General features: G+C 73.0%; 11 protein-coding genes. 10 read left to right on the plus strand and 1 reads right to left on the minus strand.

Annotated features, from left to right (window positions below):
• The 7 genes from KN815_RS35700 to KN815_RS35730 all read left to right on the plus strand — a co-directional run.
• The coding region (locus KN815_RS35700) for a DUF5682 family protein (RefSeq protein ID WP_253209444.1) at positions 1–2225 on the plus strand (2225 nt) is incomplete at its 5' end.
• On the plus strand, positions 2222–3586 hold the full coding sequence (locus tag KN815_RS35705; protein ID WP_253209445.1) for a VWA domain-containing protein: 1365 nt from the start codon (positions 2222–2224) through the stop codon (positions 3584–3586). The genes KN815_RS35700 and KN815_RS35705, both read left to right, overlap by 4 nt.
• A gap of 201 nt (positions 3587–3787) precedes the next feature.
• Entirely contained in the window at positions 3788–4645 is an 858-nt protein-coding gene (locus tag KN815_RS35710) for a hypothetical protein (RefSeq protein WP_216345994.1), read from the plus strand.
• A gap of 97 nt (positions 4646–4742) precedes the next feature.
• Positions 4743–6203: a hypothetical protein gene (locus KN815_RS35715; protein ID WP_216345995.1), complete on the plus strand. Its 1461-nt coding sequence runs from the start codon at positions 4743–4745 to the stop codon at positions 6201–6203.
• Between the two features lie 338 nt (positions 6204–6541).
• Positions 6542–7714: an ADP-forming succinate--CoA ligase subunit beta gene (gene sucC / locus KN815_RS35720; RefSeq protein WP_216345996.1), complete on the plus strand. Its 1173-nt coding sequence runs from the start codon at positions 6542–6544 to the stop codon at positions 7712–7714.
• A 21-nt stretch (positions 7715–7735) separates the two neighbouring features.
• Entirely contained in the window at positions 7736–8620 is an 885-nt protein-coding gene (gene sucD / locus KN815_RS35725; protein WP_216345997.1) for a succinate--CoA ligase subunit alpha, read from the plus strand.
• Positions 8621–8829: 209 nt separating this feature from the next.
• A complete protein-coding gene (locus KN815_RS35730; protein WP_216345998.1) occupies positions 8830–10935 on the plus strand; it encodes a cell division protein PerM in 2106 nt (701 codons plus the stop codon).
• Between the two features lie 428 nt (positions 10936–11363).
• Here KN815_RS35730 and KN815_RS35735 read toward each other — a convergent pair whose 3' ends face one another.
• Complete coding sequence (locus KN815_RS35735; protein WP_216345999.1) at positions 11364–12107, minus strand: hypothetical protein; 744 nt, start codon at positions 12105–12107, stop codon at positions 11364–11366.
• A gap of 342 nt (positions 12108–12449) precedes the next feature.
• On the opposite strand from KN815_RS35735, the gene purN reads away from it, so the two are divergent.
• The 3 genes from purN (at position 12450) to KN815_RS35750 (ending at position 15664) form a co-directional block, all read left to right on the plus strand.
• Positions 12450–13106, plus strand: coding sequence for a phosphoribosylglycinamide formyltransferase (gene purN, locus KN815_RS35740; RefSeq protein ID WP_216346000.1), 657 nt, complete (start codon positions 12450–12452; stop codon positions 13104–13106).
• Positions 13103–14653 carry a bifunctional phosphoribosylaminoimidazolecarboxamide formyltransferase/IMP cyclohydrolase gene (purH, locus tag KN815_RS35745; RefSeq protein ID WP_216346001.1) on the plus strand — a complete coding sequence of 517 codons (1551 nt, stop codon included), beginning with the start codon at positions 13103–13105 and terminating at the stop codon, positions 14651–14653. Before purN ends, purH begins: the two co-directional genes overlap by 4 nt.
• A gap of 123 nt (positions 14654–14776) precedes the next feature.
• A complete protein-coding gene (locus KN815_RS35750) occupies positions 14777–15664 on the plus strand; it encodes a bifunctional methylenetetrahydrofolate dehydrogenase/methenyltetrahydrofolate cyclohydrolase (RefSeq protein ID WP_216346002.1) in 888 nt (295 codons plus the stop codon).
• Positions 15665–15807 lie beyond the last annotated feature (143 nt).

The following is a 15807-nucleotide window of genomic DNA, read 5'->3' on the forward strand; positions in this document are numbered from 1 at the left end:
CGGGGGTCGCGCCGGCCACGGCGGCCACGCCAGCCCCGGGGGCCGCGCCAGACCAGGCCGGTTCGTCCACTCCGGCCGGTTTGCCCACTCCGGCCGCTGCGCTCGATCCGGTGGGCCCGGGCGATCCGGCGGGCCCGGGCGACCAGGCCGCTCCGGGCGGCGTCGGCTCCGCCGAGCGGTTGCGCGTCGATCCGTTGTCCGTCCTCGCCGAGGCGGCCGGATACGACGACCCGGAGCGCTGGTGGGAGGACGTCATCGAGCACCGCGGCACCGGTGGCGCTGAGGCGTTCACGGCCGTGGCGGAGGCCATGGAGGCGCTGCGCGCCGAGTACGGGCACGGCGGGCACGAGGACGACGCGGTGCGTGAGGCCCATATGCGGCTGCGGCTGCGCGAGGCGCGGCGGGAGTTCGGGGACGACGAGGTCGCCGTCGTCTGCGGGGCCTGGCACGTACCGGCGCTGGGGGAGCGGACCACCGCGACCGCCGACCGGAAGCTCCTCAAGGGGCTGCCCAAGGTCAAGGCCGAGATGAGCTGGGTGCCCTGGACACACCGGCGGCTGGCCCGGCACAGCGGATACGGGGCGGGCATCACCTCGCCGGGCTGGTACGACCATCTTTTCCACGCCCCGGACCGGCCCGTTGAGCGCTGGCTCACCAAGGTCGCCGGGCTGTTGCGAGCCGAGGACTTCGCGGTGTCCTCGGCTCATGTCATCGAGGCCGTAAGGCTCGCCGAAACGCTGGCCGCGATGCGCGGACGTCCGCTCGCCGGGCTCGCCGAGACCCTCGACGCCGTAAGGGCGGTGATGTGCGAGGGCTCCGATGTGCCGATGGCGCTGGTGTGGGACCGGCTGGTGGTCGGCGACGTCCTGGGCGAAGTGCCCGAGTCGGCTCCGGCGGCGCCGCTCCAGCGCGACCTGACGCGCATCCAGCGCTCGCTGCGGCTCAAGCCCGAGGCGCTGGAGCGCGAGCTGGAGCTGGACCTGCGCAAGGAGACCGACGCCGGGCGCAGCCGCCTGCTGCACCGGCTGCGGCTGCTCGGGGTCGACTGGGGCAGCCCGGCCGTCTCCCGAGGCAGCACCGGCACCTTCCGGGAGACCTGGCGGCTGCGGTGGGAGCCGGAGCTGTCGGTGCGGGTCGCCGAAGCGGGGGTGTGGGGCACCACGGTGCTGTCGGCGGCCACCGCCAAGGCGGAGACCGAGGCCCGGAGCGCCAAGGGGCTCGCCGAGGTGACCGAGTTGGCCGAGCGCTGTCTGCTCGGCGCGCTCTCCGGGGCCCTTCCCGTGGTGATGCGCTCGCTCGCCGACCGGGCCGCGCTCGACGCGGACGTCGGCCATCTCGCCCAGGCCCTGCCCGCTCTGGTGCGCTCGGTGCGCTACGGGGACGTACGGGGCACCGACACCGCCGCGCTCGGCGAGGTGGCGGTGGGGCTGGCCGAGCGGATCCTGGTCGGGCTGCCGCCCGCCTGTGTCGGCCTCGACGCCGACGGCGCCGCCGAGATGCGCGGCCATATGGAGGCCGTGCACCGGGCGATCGGCCTGCTGTCGGAGACGGAACCCGGGACCGGGATAGAGCCGGAGCCGGAGCCGGAGCCGGGGACCGGGCCAGTGCCAGTGCCCGGGACCGGGATACAGCCAGAGCCAGGGCCCCGGTATTCCGGCGCCGCCGACGGCCTGCGGGGGCGCTGGGCGGCCATGTTGCGCTCCCTCGCCGGGCGGGACGGCACCCCCGCCACCCCCGGGCTGATCCGGGGCCGTGCCGCGCGGCTGCTGCTGGACGATGCCCGGCTCGCCGAGGACGAGGCGGCCCGGCTGATGGGGCTCGCGCTCTCGCCCGGCACCGAGCCGCCCGAAGCGGCCTCCTGGATCGAGGGGTTCATCGGCGGCGGTGCGGGCGGCGGCCTGCTGCTCGTCCACGACGAGCGGCTGCTCGGCCTGGTCGACCGCTGGCTGATCTCCGTTCCCGCCGAGGCGTTCACCGACGTCCTGCCCCTGCTGCGGCGCACCTTCTCCGCGTACGACACGGGCGTGCGCCGCACCCTGGGTGAGCTGGTCCGCCGGGGCCCCGCGGCCGAGGGGCACTCCGGCGGTCGAGCCGTCCCCGCCGCACCCGGTTTCGGCCCCGGGCTGGACCCGCACCGCGCGGCGGCCGTCGTCCCGACGGTGCGCCTGCTGCTGGGCCTCGATCCCGCCCCGTACGGCAACGACACCATGGAGGCAGCCCGATGACACACGGCGACCCTCACGGCGGCGCCGAGGTTCACGGCGGCGCCGACCCTCACGGCGGCGCCGAGGTTCACGGCGGCGCCGAGCTTCACGGCGGCGCCGAGCTTCACGGCGGCGCCGAGCTTCACAGCGACGCCGGCCACAGCCAAGGTCGCGGCCAAGGCGATCAGGAACGGCTGCGGCGCTGGCGGCTGGTGCTCGGTGGCCAGGGCGCCGACGGCACCGGCCGCTCGCTCAGCGGGGCCGACGCCGCCATGGACCGCACCCTTGAGGCCCTCTACGGCGCCAGGGGCGGTGACGGCCACGGCGGCAGCGGTACGGTCGCCGGGCGCAGTGGCGGCCCCCAGGGCGCGGCGAGCGGTGCGCGCTCCGGCGGGCTCGGCGGCTCCGCGCCCCAAGTGGCCCGCTGGCTCGGCGACATCCGTACGTACTTCCCCACCTCCGTGGTCCAGGTCATGCAGCGCGACGCCATCGACCGGCTGGGGCTCTCCGCCCTGCTGCTGGAGCCGGAGATGCTGGAGGCCGTGGAGGCGGACGTCCACCTCGTGGGCACCCTGCTGTCCCTCAACAAGGCGATGCCGGAGACGACCAAGAACACCGCTCGGGCCGTCGTCCGTAAGGTCGTCGCGGATCTGGAGAAGCGGCTGGCGACCCGCACCCGCGCCACCCTCACCGGAGCGCTCGACCGCTCCACCCGGATCGGCCGCCCGCGCCACCGGGACATCGACTGGGACCGCACCATCCGGGCCAACCTCAAGAACTACCTGCCCGAGCACCGGACGGTCGTCCCCGAGCGGCTCATCGGCTACGGGCGGGCGGCGCGCGGGGTGAAGAAGGATGTGGTGCTGTGCGTCGACCAGTCGGGGTCGATGGCCGCGTCCGTGGTCTACGCCTCGGTCTTCGGCGCCGTGCTCGCCTCGATGCGTTCCCTCGCCACCCGGCTGGTCGTCTTCGACACCTCCGTGGTCGACCTGACCGATGAGCTGGACGATCCGGTGGACGTCCTCTTCGGCACCCAACTCGGCGGCGGCACCGATATCAACCGCGCGCTGGCCTACTGCCAGTCGAAGATCACCCGGCCCGCCGACACCGTCGTCGTCCTCATCAGCGACCTCTACGAGGGCGGTATACGCGAGGAGATGCTGGGGCGGGTCGCCGCGATGAAGGCGTCCGGGGTGCAGTTCGTGACGCTGCTCGCGCTGTCCGACGAGGGGGCGCCGAGTTACGACCGCGAGCATGCGGCGGCGCTCGCCGCGCTGGGCGCGCCCGCCTTCGCCTGCACCCCCGATCTCTTCCCGGAGGTGATGGCGGCGGCCATCGAACGACGCCAACTACCTATACCGGACATGGCGATCCATCAGTGATCCGGGGCTTGCGCCGACCCCTGTGGGTCGTGCAAGGATCAACCCCGTCGCCCAGGACATGAATCCAGCCATCCGGTTGGCGATGTCGTCCTGCTCAGTGCGGCCTCAAAGCCATATCGCCACGCCTACGTGCCCGTTGTTACGCCTCGTAGGTACGCCCCGTACCCAGGGAAGGTCCCGCTCGTGTCTGTCGTGTCCGCCATGCCTGTCACCGTGCGCCTGCCGCGCACGGTGGCCGCGCGGCGGGCGCTGCTGGCGGCGCTCTTCCTCGGTGGCTTCCTGGCCCTGGCGTTCCTCTTCGGCGGCAGCGCTCACGCCGCCGAGCGGAGCGAACAGGACGCCGCCACCGGCGCGTCGGCCGACCGTTCCACCGTCTCCGGGCTGCTCGACCCCTCGGGTGTCGAGCGGGCGCGGCAGCAGGTGGAGCGGCACGCACCGCCCGTGGTGGGGCGCACCACTCATACGGCACAGGACGTCGTACGGAAGACCGTGCGGCCCATCCAGGAGCCGGTCGAGCGGGAAGCGCAGAAGATCACCAAGCCGATAGACGATCTGGTCGGCGACGCCACGAGCGGTGAGCTGCCGGTGCGGCTGCCCGACGTCGGCATCGGTGACGCGATCGGCCTGGACTCCCCTGGCTCCGTGGCGGACCACGGCCCGGCCGCCGAGCACCACGCGGCCAAGGCCGAGCCGGTGACCGTGCACAAGGTGGCGCCCGCCGCCGCGGCCCCGATAGGGCCCGAGGCCGGCACTCCGGCCGTCACCACGCACCACGCCGCGGCCGTCTCCCACGCCGGGCACGGGCCCGTCGTCCGGGCGGCGGCCTCCGGCACCGGTCCGGACGGTGGCGCCCCGGCGCCGCTGCCCCTTCCGCGGTCCCCGCTCGGGGCCACCTCCCAGTGCACCGGCGACAGCGGCGCTTCCCGTGGTGGGAACACCCAGGCCGCTCTTCCGCCGTCCGCCGCGGCGTCGTTCGGGCTGAAGCCCGGCACGGTCCGCGCGGAGAGCTCGGCGCCGACGCGCGAGCGGTTCAACGAAGTCCTCGAATTCCCCGGCTAGGGCAGACCTCACCCCCGTCTGTTGAGACCTGCCGCGCGGGGGCGGGTCAGGTCTGCCCGTCCGACACCCCTCTTGACTTCGAAGGACTTCCTCCACCATGCGCAACAACCTTCGCCGCTCCATCCTCGTAGCCGCTGCCGCCACCGGTATCTGGGCCCTCGGCTCCGCCGCCGCCAGCGCCGCCGAGAACCCGGCCGCTCCCGCCACCGACGGTGTCACCAGCACTGTGGACGGCGTCACCAAGACGGTGAACAAGACCCTGTCGACCGACAAGGTGACCAAGACGGTCGACGGCGTGACCGGTGGCGTGGCCGACACCTCCAAGGTCACCGACACCGCGAAGAAGACCGTGGACGGCGCCGCCTCCACCGTGGACGGCGTCACCGCTCCCGTGCGGGACCGGGTCCCCGGCGCCGCCAACCTGCCGCGGGTCTCGGACGTCACCAAGACCGTCGAGGGCACCACCGACGGCCTTACCGGCGACGCCGCCCAGCCGGACAAGGTCGTCAAGAAGGCCCACAAGGCCGTCAAGGGCCTCGAGAAGACCGTCAAGAAGACCACCGACCTCGACCTGCCCACCGGCGAGGTCCCCGGTGTGGTGCCCAGCCTCCCCGGCCTCGGCTCGCTCCCGACCCTGCCCGGCACCGCCACGCTGCCCACCGGCTCGCTGACCGACGTCAAGGGCGTCACGGGCAAGCTGCCCGCCCAGCTTCCCGCCACCCCGAAGCTGCCCGCCGCCCCGGGTTCGGCCAATGACCTGCTCGCCTGCCTCTCCGGCGCCGGCATCCGCCCGGAGGAGCTGACCGGCAAGGTCCAGGGTGTCGTCGGCACCGCCAAGCCGGTCGTCGACGGTGTGGCCTCGGACGTGCTGCCGCCCGCCGCGCACCGCATCGTGGTCAAGGTCGTCCCGGTCGCGCAGCGGACCGTCGGTGACACCGGCGCACTGGCAGGCGACGCCGTGGCCCGCACCACCCCGTACGCCGGCGTCGTGACCGGCAGCGCCCAGGGCTTCGCGCTGGGCACCGTCTCCAACGTGGTTCCGGCCGCCCAGGACACCGTCGACCGCCTGGTGCCGGTCGTGGTGAGCGTGCCGTCCACCGCCGTCCCGTTCGCGCAGGACCTGGCGGGCACCACCGTGCCGTTCGCCCAGGACCTGGCCCTGGGCACGGTCGCGGACGCCCAGACCACCGTGGGCAACGTCAAGGACGGTGCGCTGAGCCTGCTCCCCGCGCTGCCCACCGACCTGACCGACGCGGCCAACATCCCCGCCCTCCCGGTCCTGCCGGCGGAGCTGCCGCAGCTTCCGGCGGACCTGCCGACCGTTCCGGCGGAGCTGCCGCAGCTTCCGGCGGACCTGCCCACCGTTCCGGCCGAGCTGCCCACCGTTCCGGCCGAGCTGCCGCAGCTCCCGGCGGACCTGCCCACCGTTCCGGCGGAGCTGCCGCAGCTCCCGGCCGAGCTGCCCACCGTCCCGGCGGAGCTGCCGACCGTTCCGGCCGAGCTGCCGCAGCTCCCGGCGGACCTGCCGACCGTTCCGGGCACGCTTCCGACCGTCTGATCGCCCCGGCGGGCGTACGGCGGTCACGCCATGAAGGCCGGAAATCAGTAAAACCGTAAGGCGAGCGTCATCGACCGGGCAGCCCTCGTTGGGGAGGGGGCTGCCCGGTTGTCGTACGGAGATAGATGGAAACGGTCGCGATCTGTGACCGTAATCACCGCTCCAGTGTGATCTGCGATTTAGGGCCGCACGTCCTGCGGAGATAACCTGCGAGACGGACATGCCGCGTACCCGGCGAACGTGTGCCGCCCTCGTTATAGATCGCGTCCTCACGCTGCCCCCGCGGCACGCCCGCGCAGATAACGACCGCGATATCCATGGAAAAGGGACGGACGCGCGTGGACCTGTTCGAATACCAGGCGAGGGACCTCTTCGCCAAGCACGGTGTACCGGTGCTGGCCGGTGAAGTCATCGACACGCCTGAGGCGGCGCGCGAGGTGACCGAGCGCCTGGGCGGCCGCGCGGTCGTCAAGGCGCAGGTGAAGGTCGGCGGCCGCGGCAAGGCCGGTGGCGTCAAGCTGGCCTCCGACCCGGCCGACGCCGTGGAGAAGGCCAACCAGATCCTGGGCATGGACATCAAGGGCCACACGGTCCACAAGGTGATGCTGGCCCAGACCGCGGACATCAAGGAGGAGTACTACGTCTCCTTCCTGCTGGACCGCACCAATCGCACCTTCCTCGCCATGGCCTCCGTCGAGGGCGGCGTGGAGATCGAGGTCGTCGCGGAGCAGAACCCCGAGGCGCTCGCCAAGATCCCGGTGGACGCCATCGAGGGCGTGACCCAGGAGAAGGCCGCCGAGATCGTCGCCGCCGCGAAGTTCCCGGCCGAGATCGCGGACCAGGTCGTCGAGGTCCTGAAGAAGCTGTGGGTCGTCTTCATCCAGGAAGACGCCCTGCTCGTCGAGGTCAACCCGCTGGTCAAGACCGAAGACGGCAAGATCATCGCGCTGGACGGCAAGGTCTCCCTGGACGAGAACGCCGCCTTCCGCCAGCCGGAGCACGAGGCGCTCGAGGACAAGGCCGCGGCCAACCCCCTCGAGGCGGCCGCGAAGGCCAAGGGCCTCAACTACGTCAAGCTCGACGGCGAGGTCGGCATCATCGGCAACGGCGCGGGTCTGGTCATGTCGACCCTCGACGTCGTCGCCTACGCCGGTGAGAACCACGGCAATGTGAAGCCCGCCAACTTCCTCGACATCGGTGGTGGCGCCTCCGCCGAGGTGATGGCCAACGGTCTTGAGATCATCCTCGGCGACCCGGACGTCAAGTCGGTCTTCGTCAACGTCTTCGGTGGCATCACCGCCTGTGACGCCGTCGCCAACGGCATCGTCCAGGCCCTGGAGCTGCTGAAGTCCAAGGGCGAGGACGTCTCCAAGCCGCTGGTCGTGCGCCTCGACGGCAACAACGCGGAGCTGGGTCGCAAGATCCTCACCGACGCCAACCACCCGCTCGTATCGCAGGTGGACACCATGGACGGCGCGGCCGAGCGTGCCGCCGAGCTGGCTGCGAAGTAAGGGACGAGGTCACCAGAAACCATGGCTATCTTCCTCACCAAGGAAAGCAAGGTCATCGTCCAGGGGATGACCGGGTCCGAGGGGCAGAAGCACACCCGTCGGATGCTTGCCTCGGGCACCAACATCGTCGGCGGCGTGAACCCCCGCAAGGCCGGCACCACCGTTGACTTCGACGGCTCCGAGATCCCGGTCTTCGGCTCCGTGAAGGAGGCCATCGACGCCACCGGCGCCGATGTCACGGTCATCTTCGTCCCGGAGAAGTTCACCAAGAGCGCGGTCATCGAGGCGATCGACGCCGAGATTCCGCTCGCCGTGGTGATCACCGAGGGCATCGCGGTCCACGACACCGCAAACTTCTGGGCCTACGCGGGCAAGAAGGGCAACAAGACGCGCATCATCGGCCCGAACTGCCCGGGTCTGATCACGCCGGGTCAGTCGAACGCGGGCATCATCCCGGCCGACATCACCAAGCCCGGCCGGATCGGTCTGGTGTCGAAGTCCGGCACGCTGACCTACCAGATGATGTACGAGCTGCGGGACATCGGCTTCTCGTCCTGCGTGGGCATCGGCGGTGACCCGATCATCGGCACCACCCACATCGACGCCCTCGCCGCGTTCGAGGCCGACCCCGACACCGACCTGATCGTGATGATCGGTGAGATCGGCGGCGACGCCGAGGAGCGGGCCGCGGACTTCATCAAGGCCAACGTCACCAAGCCGGTCGTCGGCTATGTGGCGGGCTTCACCGCCCCCGAGGGCAAGACGATGGGCCACGCGGGTGCCATCGTCTCCGGCTCCTCCGGCACCGCTCAGGCGAAGAAGGAGGCCCTCGAGGCCGCGGGCGTGAAGGTCGGCAAGACCCCGTCCGAGACCGCGCGCCTGGCGCGCGCCGCCCTGGCCGGCTGACGCCGCCACGGCTTGATGCCACGGGCCCGCACCACCCTGGGGTGGTGCGGGCCCGCGCCGTTCCCGGGCGACGGATACCCGGTGGCGGAATCGGCAAGCCACCCATCCGTACCACGGCGCCATAAAAGACGCATAAGCGGACTAGCCGCGACACGGCGACCAAACCCTTGATGTGGGGATGAAACGGCTGTTATTGGCAGCATGGTCACGTGACGCAAACGACCGATCGCAGCCCGTCGGTGTCCTCACGTGACCGTTCCGCGCCCCGGCGCTCCTCCGCCATCAGGGAGGCGTTCCTCGGCGGTGTGGTCGCCGCGGGGCTCGGCCTCGGCACGTTCGCCGTCGCCGTACTGCTGCTGTGGATCACCTCCTCGTCCCCCGACAGCAGCCCCGACGGGGCCCTGCATGTCGCCGCCGACCTGTGGCTGCTCGGCCATGGCGCCGACCTGGTGCGCACCGAGACGCTCTCCGGCCACACCGCGCCCGTCGGGCTGACCCCGCTGCTGCTCGGCATCGTGCCGTGCTGGCTGCTCTACCGGGCCGCCCAGCACGCCGTCTACCAGGCGGAGCCGGACGAGGGCGAGGGGCAGGAGGGGCCGGAGGGGCGAGAGGAGCGAGAGGGGCGGGAGGTGCGAGAGGGGCGGTGGGTGCCTGCGGACTCCGTTGCCGATCCGGGTTCCGTTGCCGCTCGCGAGTCCGTTGCCGCTCCCGAGTGCGTTGCCGCTCCCGAGCCCGTTGTCGATCCGCGGACCGCCTTCGGCTGGGTGACCGGCGGCTATCTGATGGTCGGCACCGCGGCCGTGCTGTACGCCTCGGGCGGGCCGCTGCGTGTCGACCTGCTCAGCGCGCTGCTGCATCTGCCGGTCGTCGCGGCGGCCATCGCCGCCGTCGGCGTGTGGACGGCAGGCGGCCGGTTCCCGCTCCGCCTGCCCGGACGGGCGAACGCCGGACTGCGGCGGCTCCCCGGCGCGGGCTGGATCGTACGGACGGCCGTGCCCCTGGCCATGTCCGTGGCCGCGTACCTGGCCGCGCGAAGCTGGTGCCGGCGCCACCGGCTGGCCGCCGCGCTACGGGCCGGGACCAGCGGTCTCCTCGTCCTGCTCGGCAGCGGTGCGCTCCTTACGGCGACGTCGATGCTGAGCCACGCGGGCGCCGTCCAGATGACGTTCCTCAACCTCAGCGATGTGTGGTCGGGGCGGTTCGCCGTACTGCTGGTGAGCCTGGCGCTGCTGCCGAACGCCATCGTCTGGGGCGCCGCGTACGGGGTCGGCGCGGGCTTCACGGTCGGCGGCGGCAGTGTGGTCGCGCCGCTGGGCATCACCTCCTACCCCCAGCTTCCGCACTTCCCCCTGGTCGCCGCGCTGCCCACGGACGGCTCCGGCGGGCCGCTGGTCTGGCTCACGGGGATCGCGGCCGGGGTATCGGTGGCCTGGTTCATCGGGGTCGCGGCGGTGCGGCGCCCCGGCAGGGGCGAGCCCAGGCCGCCCTGGGGCTGGGGCGAGACGCTGGTGCTCGCCGGACTGGCGGCGGGCGGCTGCGCCGCCGCGATGGCGCTGCTGGCCGGGGTCTCGGGCGGCCCGCTGGGCATCGGCATCCTCGCCGACCTGGGTCCGAGCTGGTGGCGTACCGGCATGATCACGCTGGCCTGGACGGGAGTGATCGGGGTGCCCGGTGCGGTGGTGCTGCGCTGGTACCGGTTGTGTGTTCCTACCAGGGCCTCCTGGCCGGAGTGGAAGGCGACGCGGGCGGCCCGGCGGGTCTCTCGCGCGCAGGCCCGTACGGAGGCGAAGGAGACCCGTGCGGTGCGGGCTGCCACCCGGGCGGAGGCTCGGGCGGTGCGGACTGCCGCAAAGGCGGAGGCTCGGGCGGTGCGGGCCGTGGCCAAGGCGGAGGAGGCGGAGGCCCGGGCGGCGATGCGGCCCGCGGTGGCCTCGCCGATGGAGTCCGCGGAGGTGCGCGAGGCGATGGCCGAGCCGTGGTGGCAGTGGTTGCGGCCGTCGGGCACCCAGCGCAAACGGGACCGGGACCGGGGCCGGGGCCGGGGCCGGGGCCGGGGCCGGAGCCGGGATCGGGGCCGGGATCGGGGCCGGGGCCGGAAGCGGGAGGTTGGTGGCGGTGCGGAGGCGGGGCGGGAGGCGGGTGTGGGGACGATGGCGGGGCTCGCGACCCCCGCGGGCACCCCGAACGCCACCGGGACGGCGGACCGCCTACGCCGCTGGACGCTGAACCGGAAGCGCACCCCCGAACCGCACCCGCAGCCAGCCAGCGAGCCCGACCCCTCACCCGGACCGGACGACACTCGCCGCGAACCGTAAGGCGGGCGGAGGCGGGGGCGCGGTGGGGTCCGGTGGTGGGTGGCGGGTGCGGGGCCTCCGGGGCGGCGCCCTGGACCGTATATTTACGGCGCCGTTGGCCGGGGGCGTTGGGTGGGCCGGGGATTGGCGCCACAAATACACGTAAGCGTCCAGGACACCACCCCTGCGACCCCGCCCCCTCCCGCCGTCTCGCGGCTACCCGCCGGTCTGGTCCGCGTTCCGGTGGTGCGGGGCGTCTGTCCGTCCCGGGGGCGGAAAATCCAGCCCCTCCGGCGTTTGAGGAGCGGGGTCCGGGGCGGAGCCCCGGCGGGGGGCCAGGGGGCGGAGCCCCATGGTTTCGGGAAGGGGCGGGGTGGGGGCTGTCCGCCGGAGGCGTCCACGGCCCGCACCCGGTGTGCGGCCCGCCCCGGGGGGCCACGGCGGCGCCGTCAGTCCTGCGTGCTCAGCAAGGGGCGAAGCTGCTCGGGGAGCAAGGTTTCGCAGTCGTGGCGGGCGGTCTGCGTGAGGGCGTCGTCCACGCACGTGTAGTAGTCGCTGTAGACGACCTGGAAGCTGAACGTCGCCGCGACGATCGCGAGCGCGAGCCCGCCCGTCACCAGACCGCTGATCGCCGCCGTCGACTGCGGCTTCGTGGGGCCGGGGGCGGGCAGTGCCGCCGGGGTGGCGCCCGGGGGCGGCGGCGGGGCGTTCAGGGGCGCGGCGGCGGCCGGCGGCGGCGTTGTACGGCGCGCCTTGGCCCGCAGCGAGCTGATGCCCCAGTACAGGGCCAGCGTCCCGAGCAGCAGCGCGACCTGCGGCAGGCTGAAGAGCGCGAAGAAGAACGCCCACATGCCCGCGAGCAGTGCGTACCGGGCGCGCCGCTGGGCCGGGTCGTTGGGGTCCCAGCGCGGGCCGCTGGGGCCGGAGGGGCGGTTGGAGCCGGGGCCGGTGCCGAAGCCGCCGCCCTGGCGGCTGGGCTGGCGGCTGCTCCACTGGCTGCCCCAGGCCGGAGGCTGCTGCTGACCGTTCTGGTCGCCTTCGGCGTCGTCCGGCCGGGGCTGCCACGGCTGGTCCGGCCTGCCCTCGGGCGGCGGGGCGAACGGATTGTCCTCGTGCTGGTCCCCGTTCTGCCCGCCGGGGGCCGAGGAGGACGGCGACTGCTGCTCCCGGAGCAGCGGCGTCGTACGCGACATGCGGGCGCGCCTCATCGCCGCCCCCCGGTCGTGGCGGGAGGCGGTGTGAGGCGATGAGCCGCGCGGCGGCGTCGGTCCGGCATGTGGAGTGTGTCTTCCCCTTGTGTCGTCGTCCTGCACGCCGGGGGCGTGTACGGCTTGAGGCGGTCGTTCCCACGGCGTCAGTTGGATGCGCAGTCCAGACGCTACCTCCCGTGCCCGCCCCCGTCCCCTGGGGGCCGCTTCGTGTGCCGGTATCGTTGCTGACGGTCGGCGGCTTCGTAGAGTTCCCCGGAATTGATGAGTCCGCCACCTTGTACGACCACACAAACGGCAGCACCGCCCGCGAGAAAGAGCCCCGTCGTGGCCTCCCCGCCTTCCCCCGTCAGCCCTGCCCGCCCCGGGCGCCCGGTCCGCCTCGTCGTACTCGTCTCCGGCTCCGGTACGAATCTCCAGGCGCTGCTCGACGCCATCGCCGCCGAGGGCGTGGCCCGCTACGGCGCCGAGGTGGTGGCCGTGGGCGCCGACCGTGACGGCATCGAGGGCCTGGCGCGCGCCGAGCGTGCCGGGATCCCCACGTTCGTGTGCCGGGTCAAGGACCACGCCGACCGCGCCCAGTGGGACGCGGCGCTGGCGGAGGCCACCGCCGCCCATGAGCCGGACGTGGTCGTCTCGGCCGGGTTCATGAAGATCCTGGGGCCGCGGTTCCTCTCCCGGTTCGGCGGCCGCTGCGTCAACACCCACCCCGCGCTGCTCCCGAGCTTTCCCGGCGCCCATGGCGTACGCGACGCGCTCGCGCACGGTGTGAAGGTGACCGGATGCACCGTCCACTTTGTCGACGACGGGGTCGACACCGGCCCGATCATCGCCCAGGGCGTGGTCGAGGTCCGGGACGAGGACGACGAGTCCGCTCTTCATGAGCGGATCAAGGATGTCGAGCGCTCGCTGCTCGTCGAGGTCGTGGGGCGTCTGGCGCGTCACGGCTACCGCATAGAGGGACGAAAGGTAAGGATCCCGTGACCGCCGAAGGTACCAAGCGGCCCATCCGCCGCGCGCTGGTCAGCGTCTACGACAAGACGGGCCTCGAGGAGCTGGCCCGAGGGCTGCACGCGGCGGGTGTCCAGCTCGTCTCGACCGGCTCGACGGCCGCGAAGATCGCCGCCGCGGGCGTCCCGGTCACCAAGGTCGAGGAGCTGACCGGCTTCCCCGAGTGTCTCGACGGCCGCGTCAAGACGCTGCACCCGCGCGTCCACGCGGGCATCCTGGCCGACCTGCGGCTCGACTCGCACCGTGCGCAGCTCCAGGAGCTGGGCGTGGAGCCCTTCGAGCTGGTCGTGGTCAACCTCTATCCGTTCCGCGAGACGGTCGCCTCGGGCGCCTCGCCGGACGAGTGCGTCGAGCAGATCGACATCGGCGGCCCCTCCATGGTCCGCGCCGCCGCCAAGAATCACCCGTCCGTGGCCGTGGTCGTCAACCCCGAGCGGTACGACGACGTCCTCAAGGCCGCCGCGGACGGCGGTTTCGACCTGGCGGGGCGCAAGCGGCTGGCGGCCGAGGCGTTCCAGCACACGGCGGCGTACGACGTGGCGGTGGCCAACTGGTTCGCGGCGGACGACTCCTCCTTCCCGGAGTTCCTGGGCGCCACTGTCACCCGTAAGAACGTGCTGCGCTACGGCGAGAACCCGCATCAGCCGGCCGCGCTCTACTCCGACGGCAGCGGTAAGGGGCTCGCGGAGGCCGAGCAGTTGCACGGCAAGGAGATGTCGTTCAACAACTACACCGACACCGAGGCCGCCCGCCGGGCCGCGTACGACCACACCGAGCCCTGTGTCGCGATCATCAAGCACGCCAACCCGTGCGGGATCGCGGTCGGGGCGGATGTCGCCGAGGCGCACCGTAAGGCGCACGCCTGCGACCCGCTGTCGGCCTTCGGCGGTGTGATCGCCGTCAACCGCCCGGTGTCGGTCGCCATGGCCGAGCAGGTCGCCGAGATCTTCACCGAGGTGATCGTCGCCCCGGCGTACGAGGACGGCGCGGTCGAGGTGCTGGCCCGTAAGAAGAACATCCGCGTGCTGCGCTGCGCGGACGCGCCGGCGGACCTCGCCGAGCAGCGCCCCATCGAGGGCGGTCTGCTGCTCCAGGCCAAGGACCGCCTCCAGGCCGAGGGCGACGACCCGGCCAACTGGACCCTCGCCACGGGCGCGGCACTGGACGCCGACGGCCTCGCCGAGCTGGCCTTCGCCTGGCGCTCCTGCCGCGCGGTGAAGTCCAACGCGATCCTGCTCGCCAAGGACGGCGCCACGGTCGGCGTCGGCATGGGCCAGGTCAACCGCGTGGACTCGGCGAAGCTGGCCGTCGAGCGGGCCGGTGCCGAGCGGGCCGCCGGTGCGTACGCCGCCTCCGACGCCTTCTTCCCGTTCCCGGACGGCTTCGAGGTGCTGGCCGAGGCGGGCGTCACGGCCGTGGTGCAGCCGGGCGGTTCGGTCCGTGACGAGCAGGTGGTGGAGGCCGCGCAGAAGGCGGGCGTCACCATGTACTTCACGGGCACGCGCCACTTCTTCCACTGAGTCACCGCTGAGCGAGTACAGGAGGCCGCACCCCGACCGGATCACGGGGTGCGGCCTTCGCCGGTGCGGCACCGACCGGCCCCTGATTGGATCCGACGTCCCCGCATCCGGGAGGATGAAGTCATGACCGCCCAGATTCTCGATGGCAAGGCAACCGCAGCCGCGATCAAGTCCGATCTCGTCAGCCGCGTGGAGGCGCTCAAGGCCAAGGGCATCCATCCCGGCCTCGGCACGGTGCTGGTGGGCGAGGACCCCGGCAGCAAGTGGTACGTCGCGGGCAAGCACCGCGACTGCGCCGAGATCGGCGTCGACTCCCTCCGGCGCGACCTGCCCGAGACCGCCACCCAGGAGGAGATCGAGGCGGCGGTGCGGGAGCTCAACGAGGACCCGGCCTGCACGGGCTACATCGTCCAGCTTCCGCTCCCCAAGGGCATCGACACCAACCGGGTGCTGGAGCTGATCGACCCGGCCAAGGACGCCGACGGGCTGCACCCGATGAACCTCGGCCGGCTGGTGCTGGGCGAGAGCGGCCCGCTGCCGTGCACGCCCCAGGGCATCATCCAGTTGCTGCGCCACCACGGTGTGGAGATCAACGGCGCGCATGTGGTGGTCGTCGGCCGGGGCATCACCGTCGGCCGGTCGATCGGGCTGCTGCTGACCCGCCGCTCGGAGAACGCCACGGTCACCCTCTGCCACACCGGCACCCGCGACCTGCCCGGGATCCTGCGCCAGGCCGACATCATCGTGGCGGCCGCCGGGGTGCGGCATCTGATCGGGCCGGACGACGTCAAGCCGGGCGCGGCGGTGCTCGACGTGGGCGTCAGCCGGGACGAGCACGGCAAGATCGCCGGCGATGTGCACCCCGGAGTGGCCGAGATCGCGGGCTGGATCTCGCCGAACCCGGGCGGCGTCGGCCCGATGACCCGCGCCCAGCTCCTGGTCAACGTGGTGGAGGCCGCGGAGCGGAACGCGAAGGCGGACGCCGACGCCGGTGCCGGCCATGACGGCTGAGGCGAGCGAGCCGGCGGCCGGCGAGCAGCGGCAGACGCCGCCCGCACAGCCTTCGGGCCCCGCCCGGCTCATCCGTAAGTCGCGCCGCTTCCCGCTGATCACCCGGGACACCGCGCGCCCGGAGGGCGGCGGCCGGGCCGCGC

It is taken from the genome of Streptomyces niphimycinicus (assembly GCF_018883605.1).
GTDB classification, from domain to species: domain Bacteria; phylum Actinomycetota; class Actinomycetes; order Streptomycetales; family Streptomycetaceae; genus Streptomyces; species Streptomyces niphimycinicus.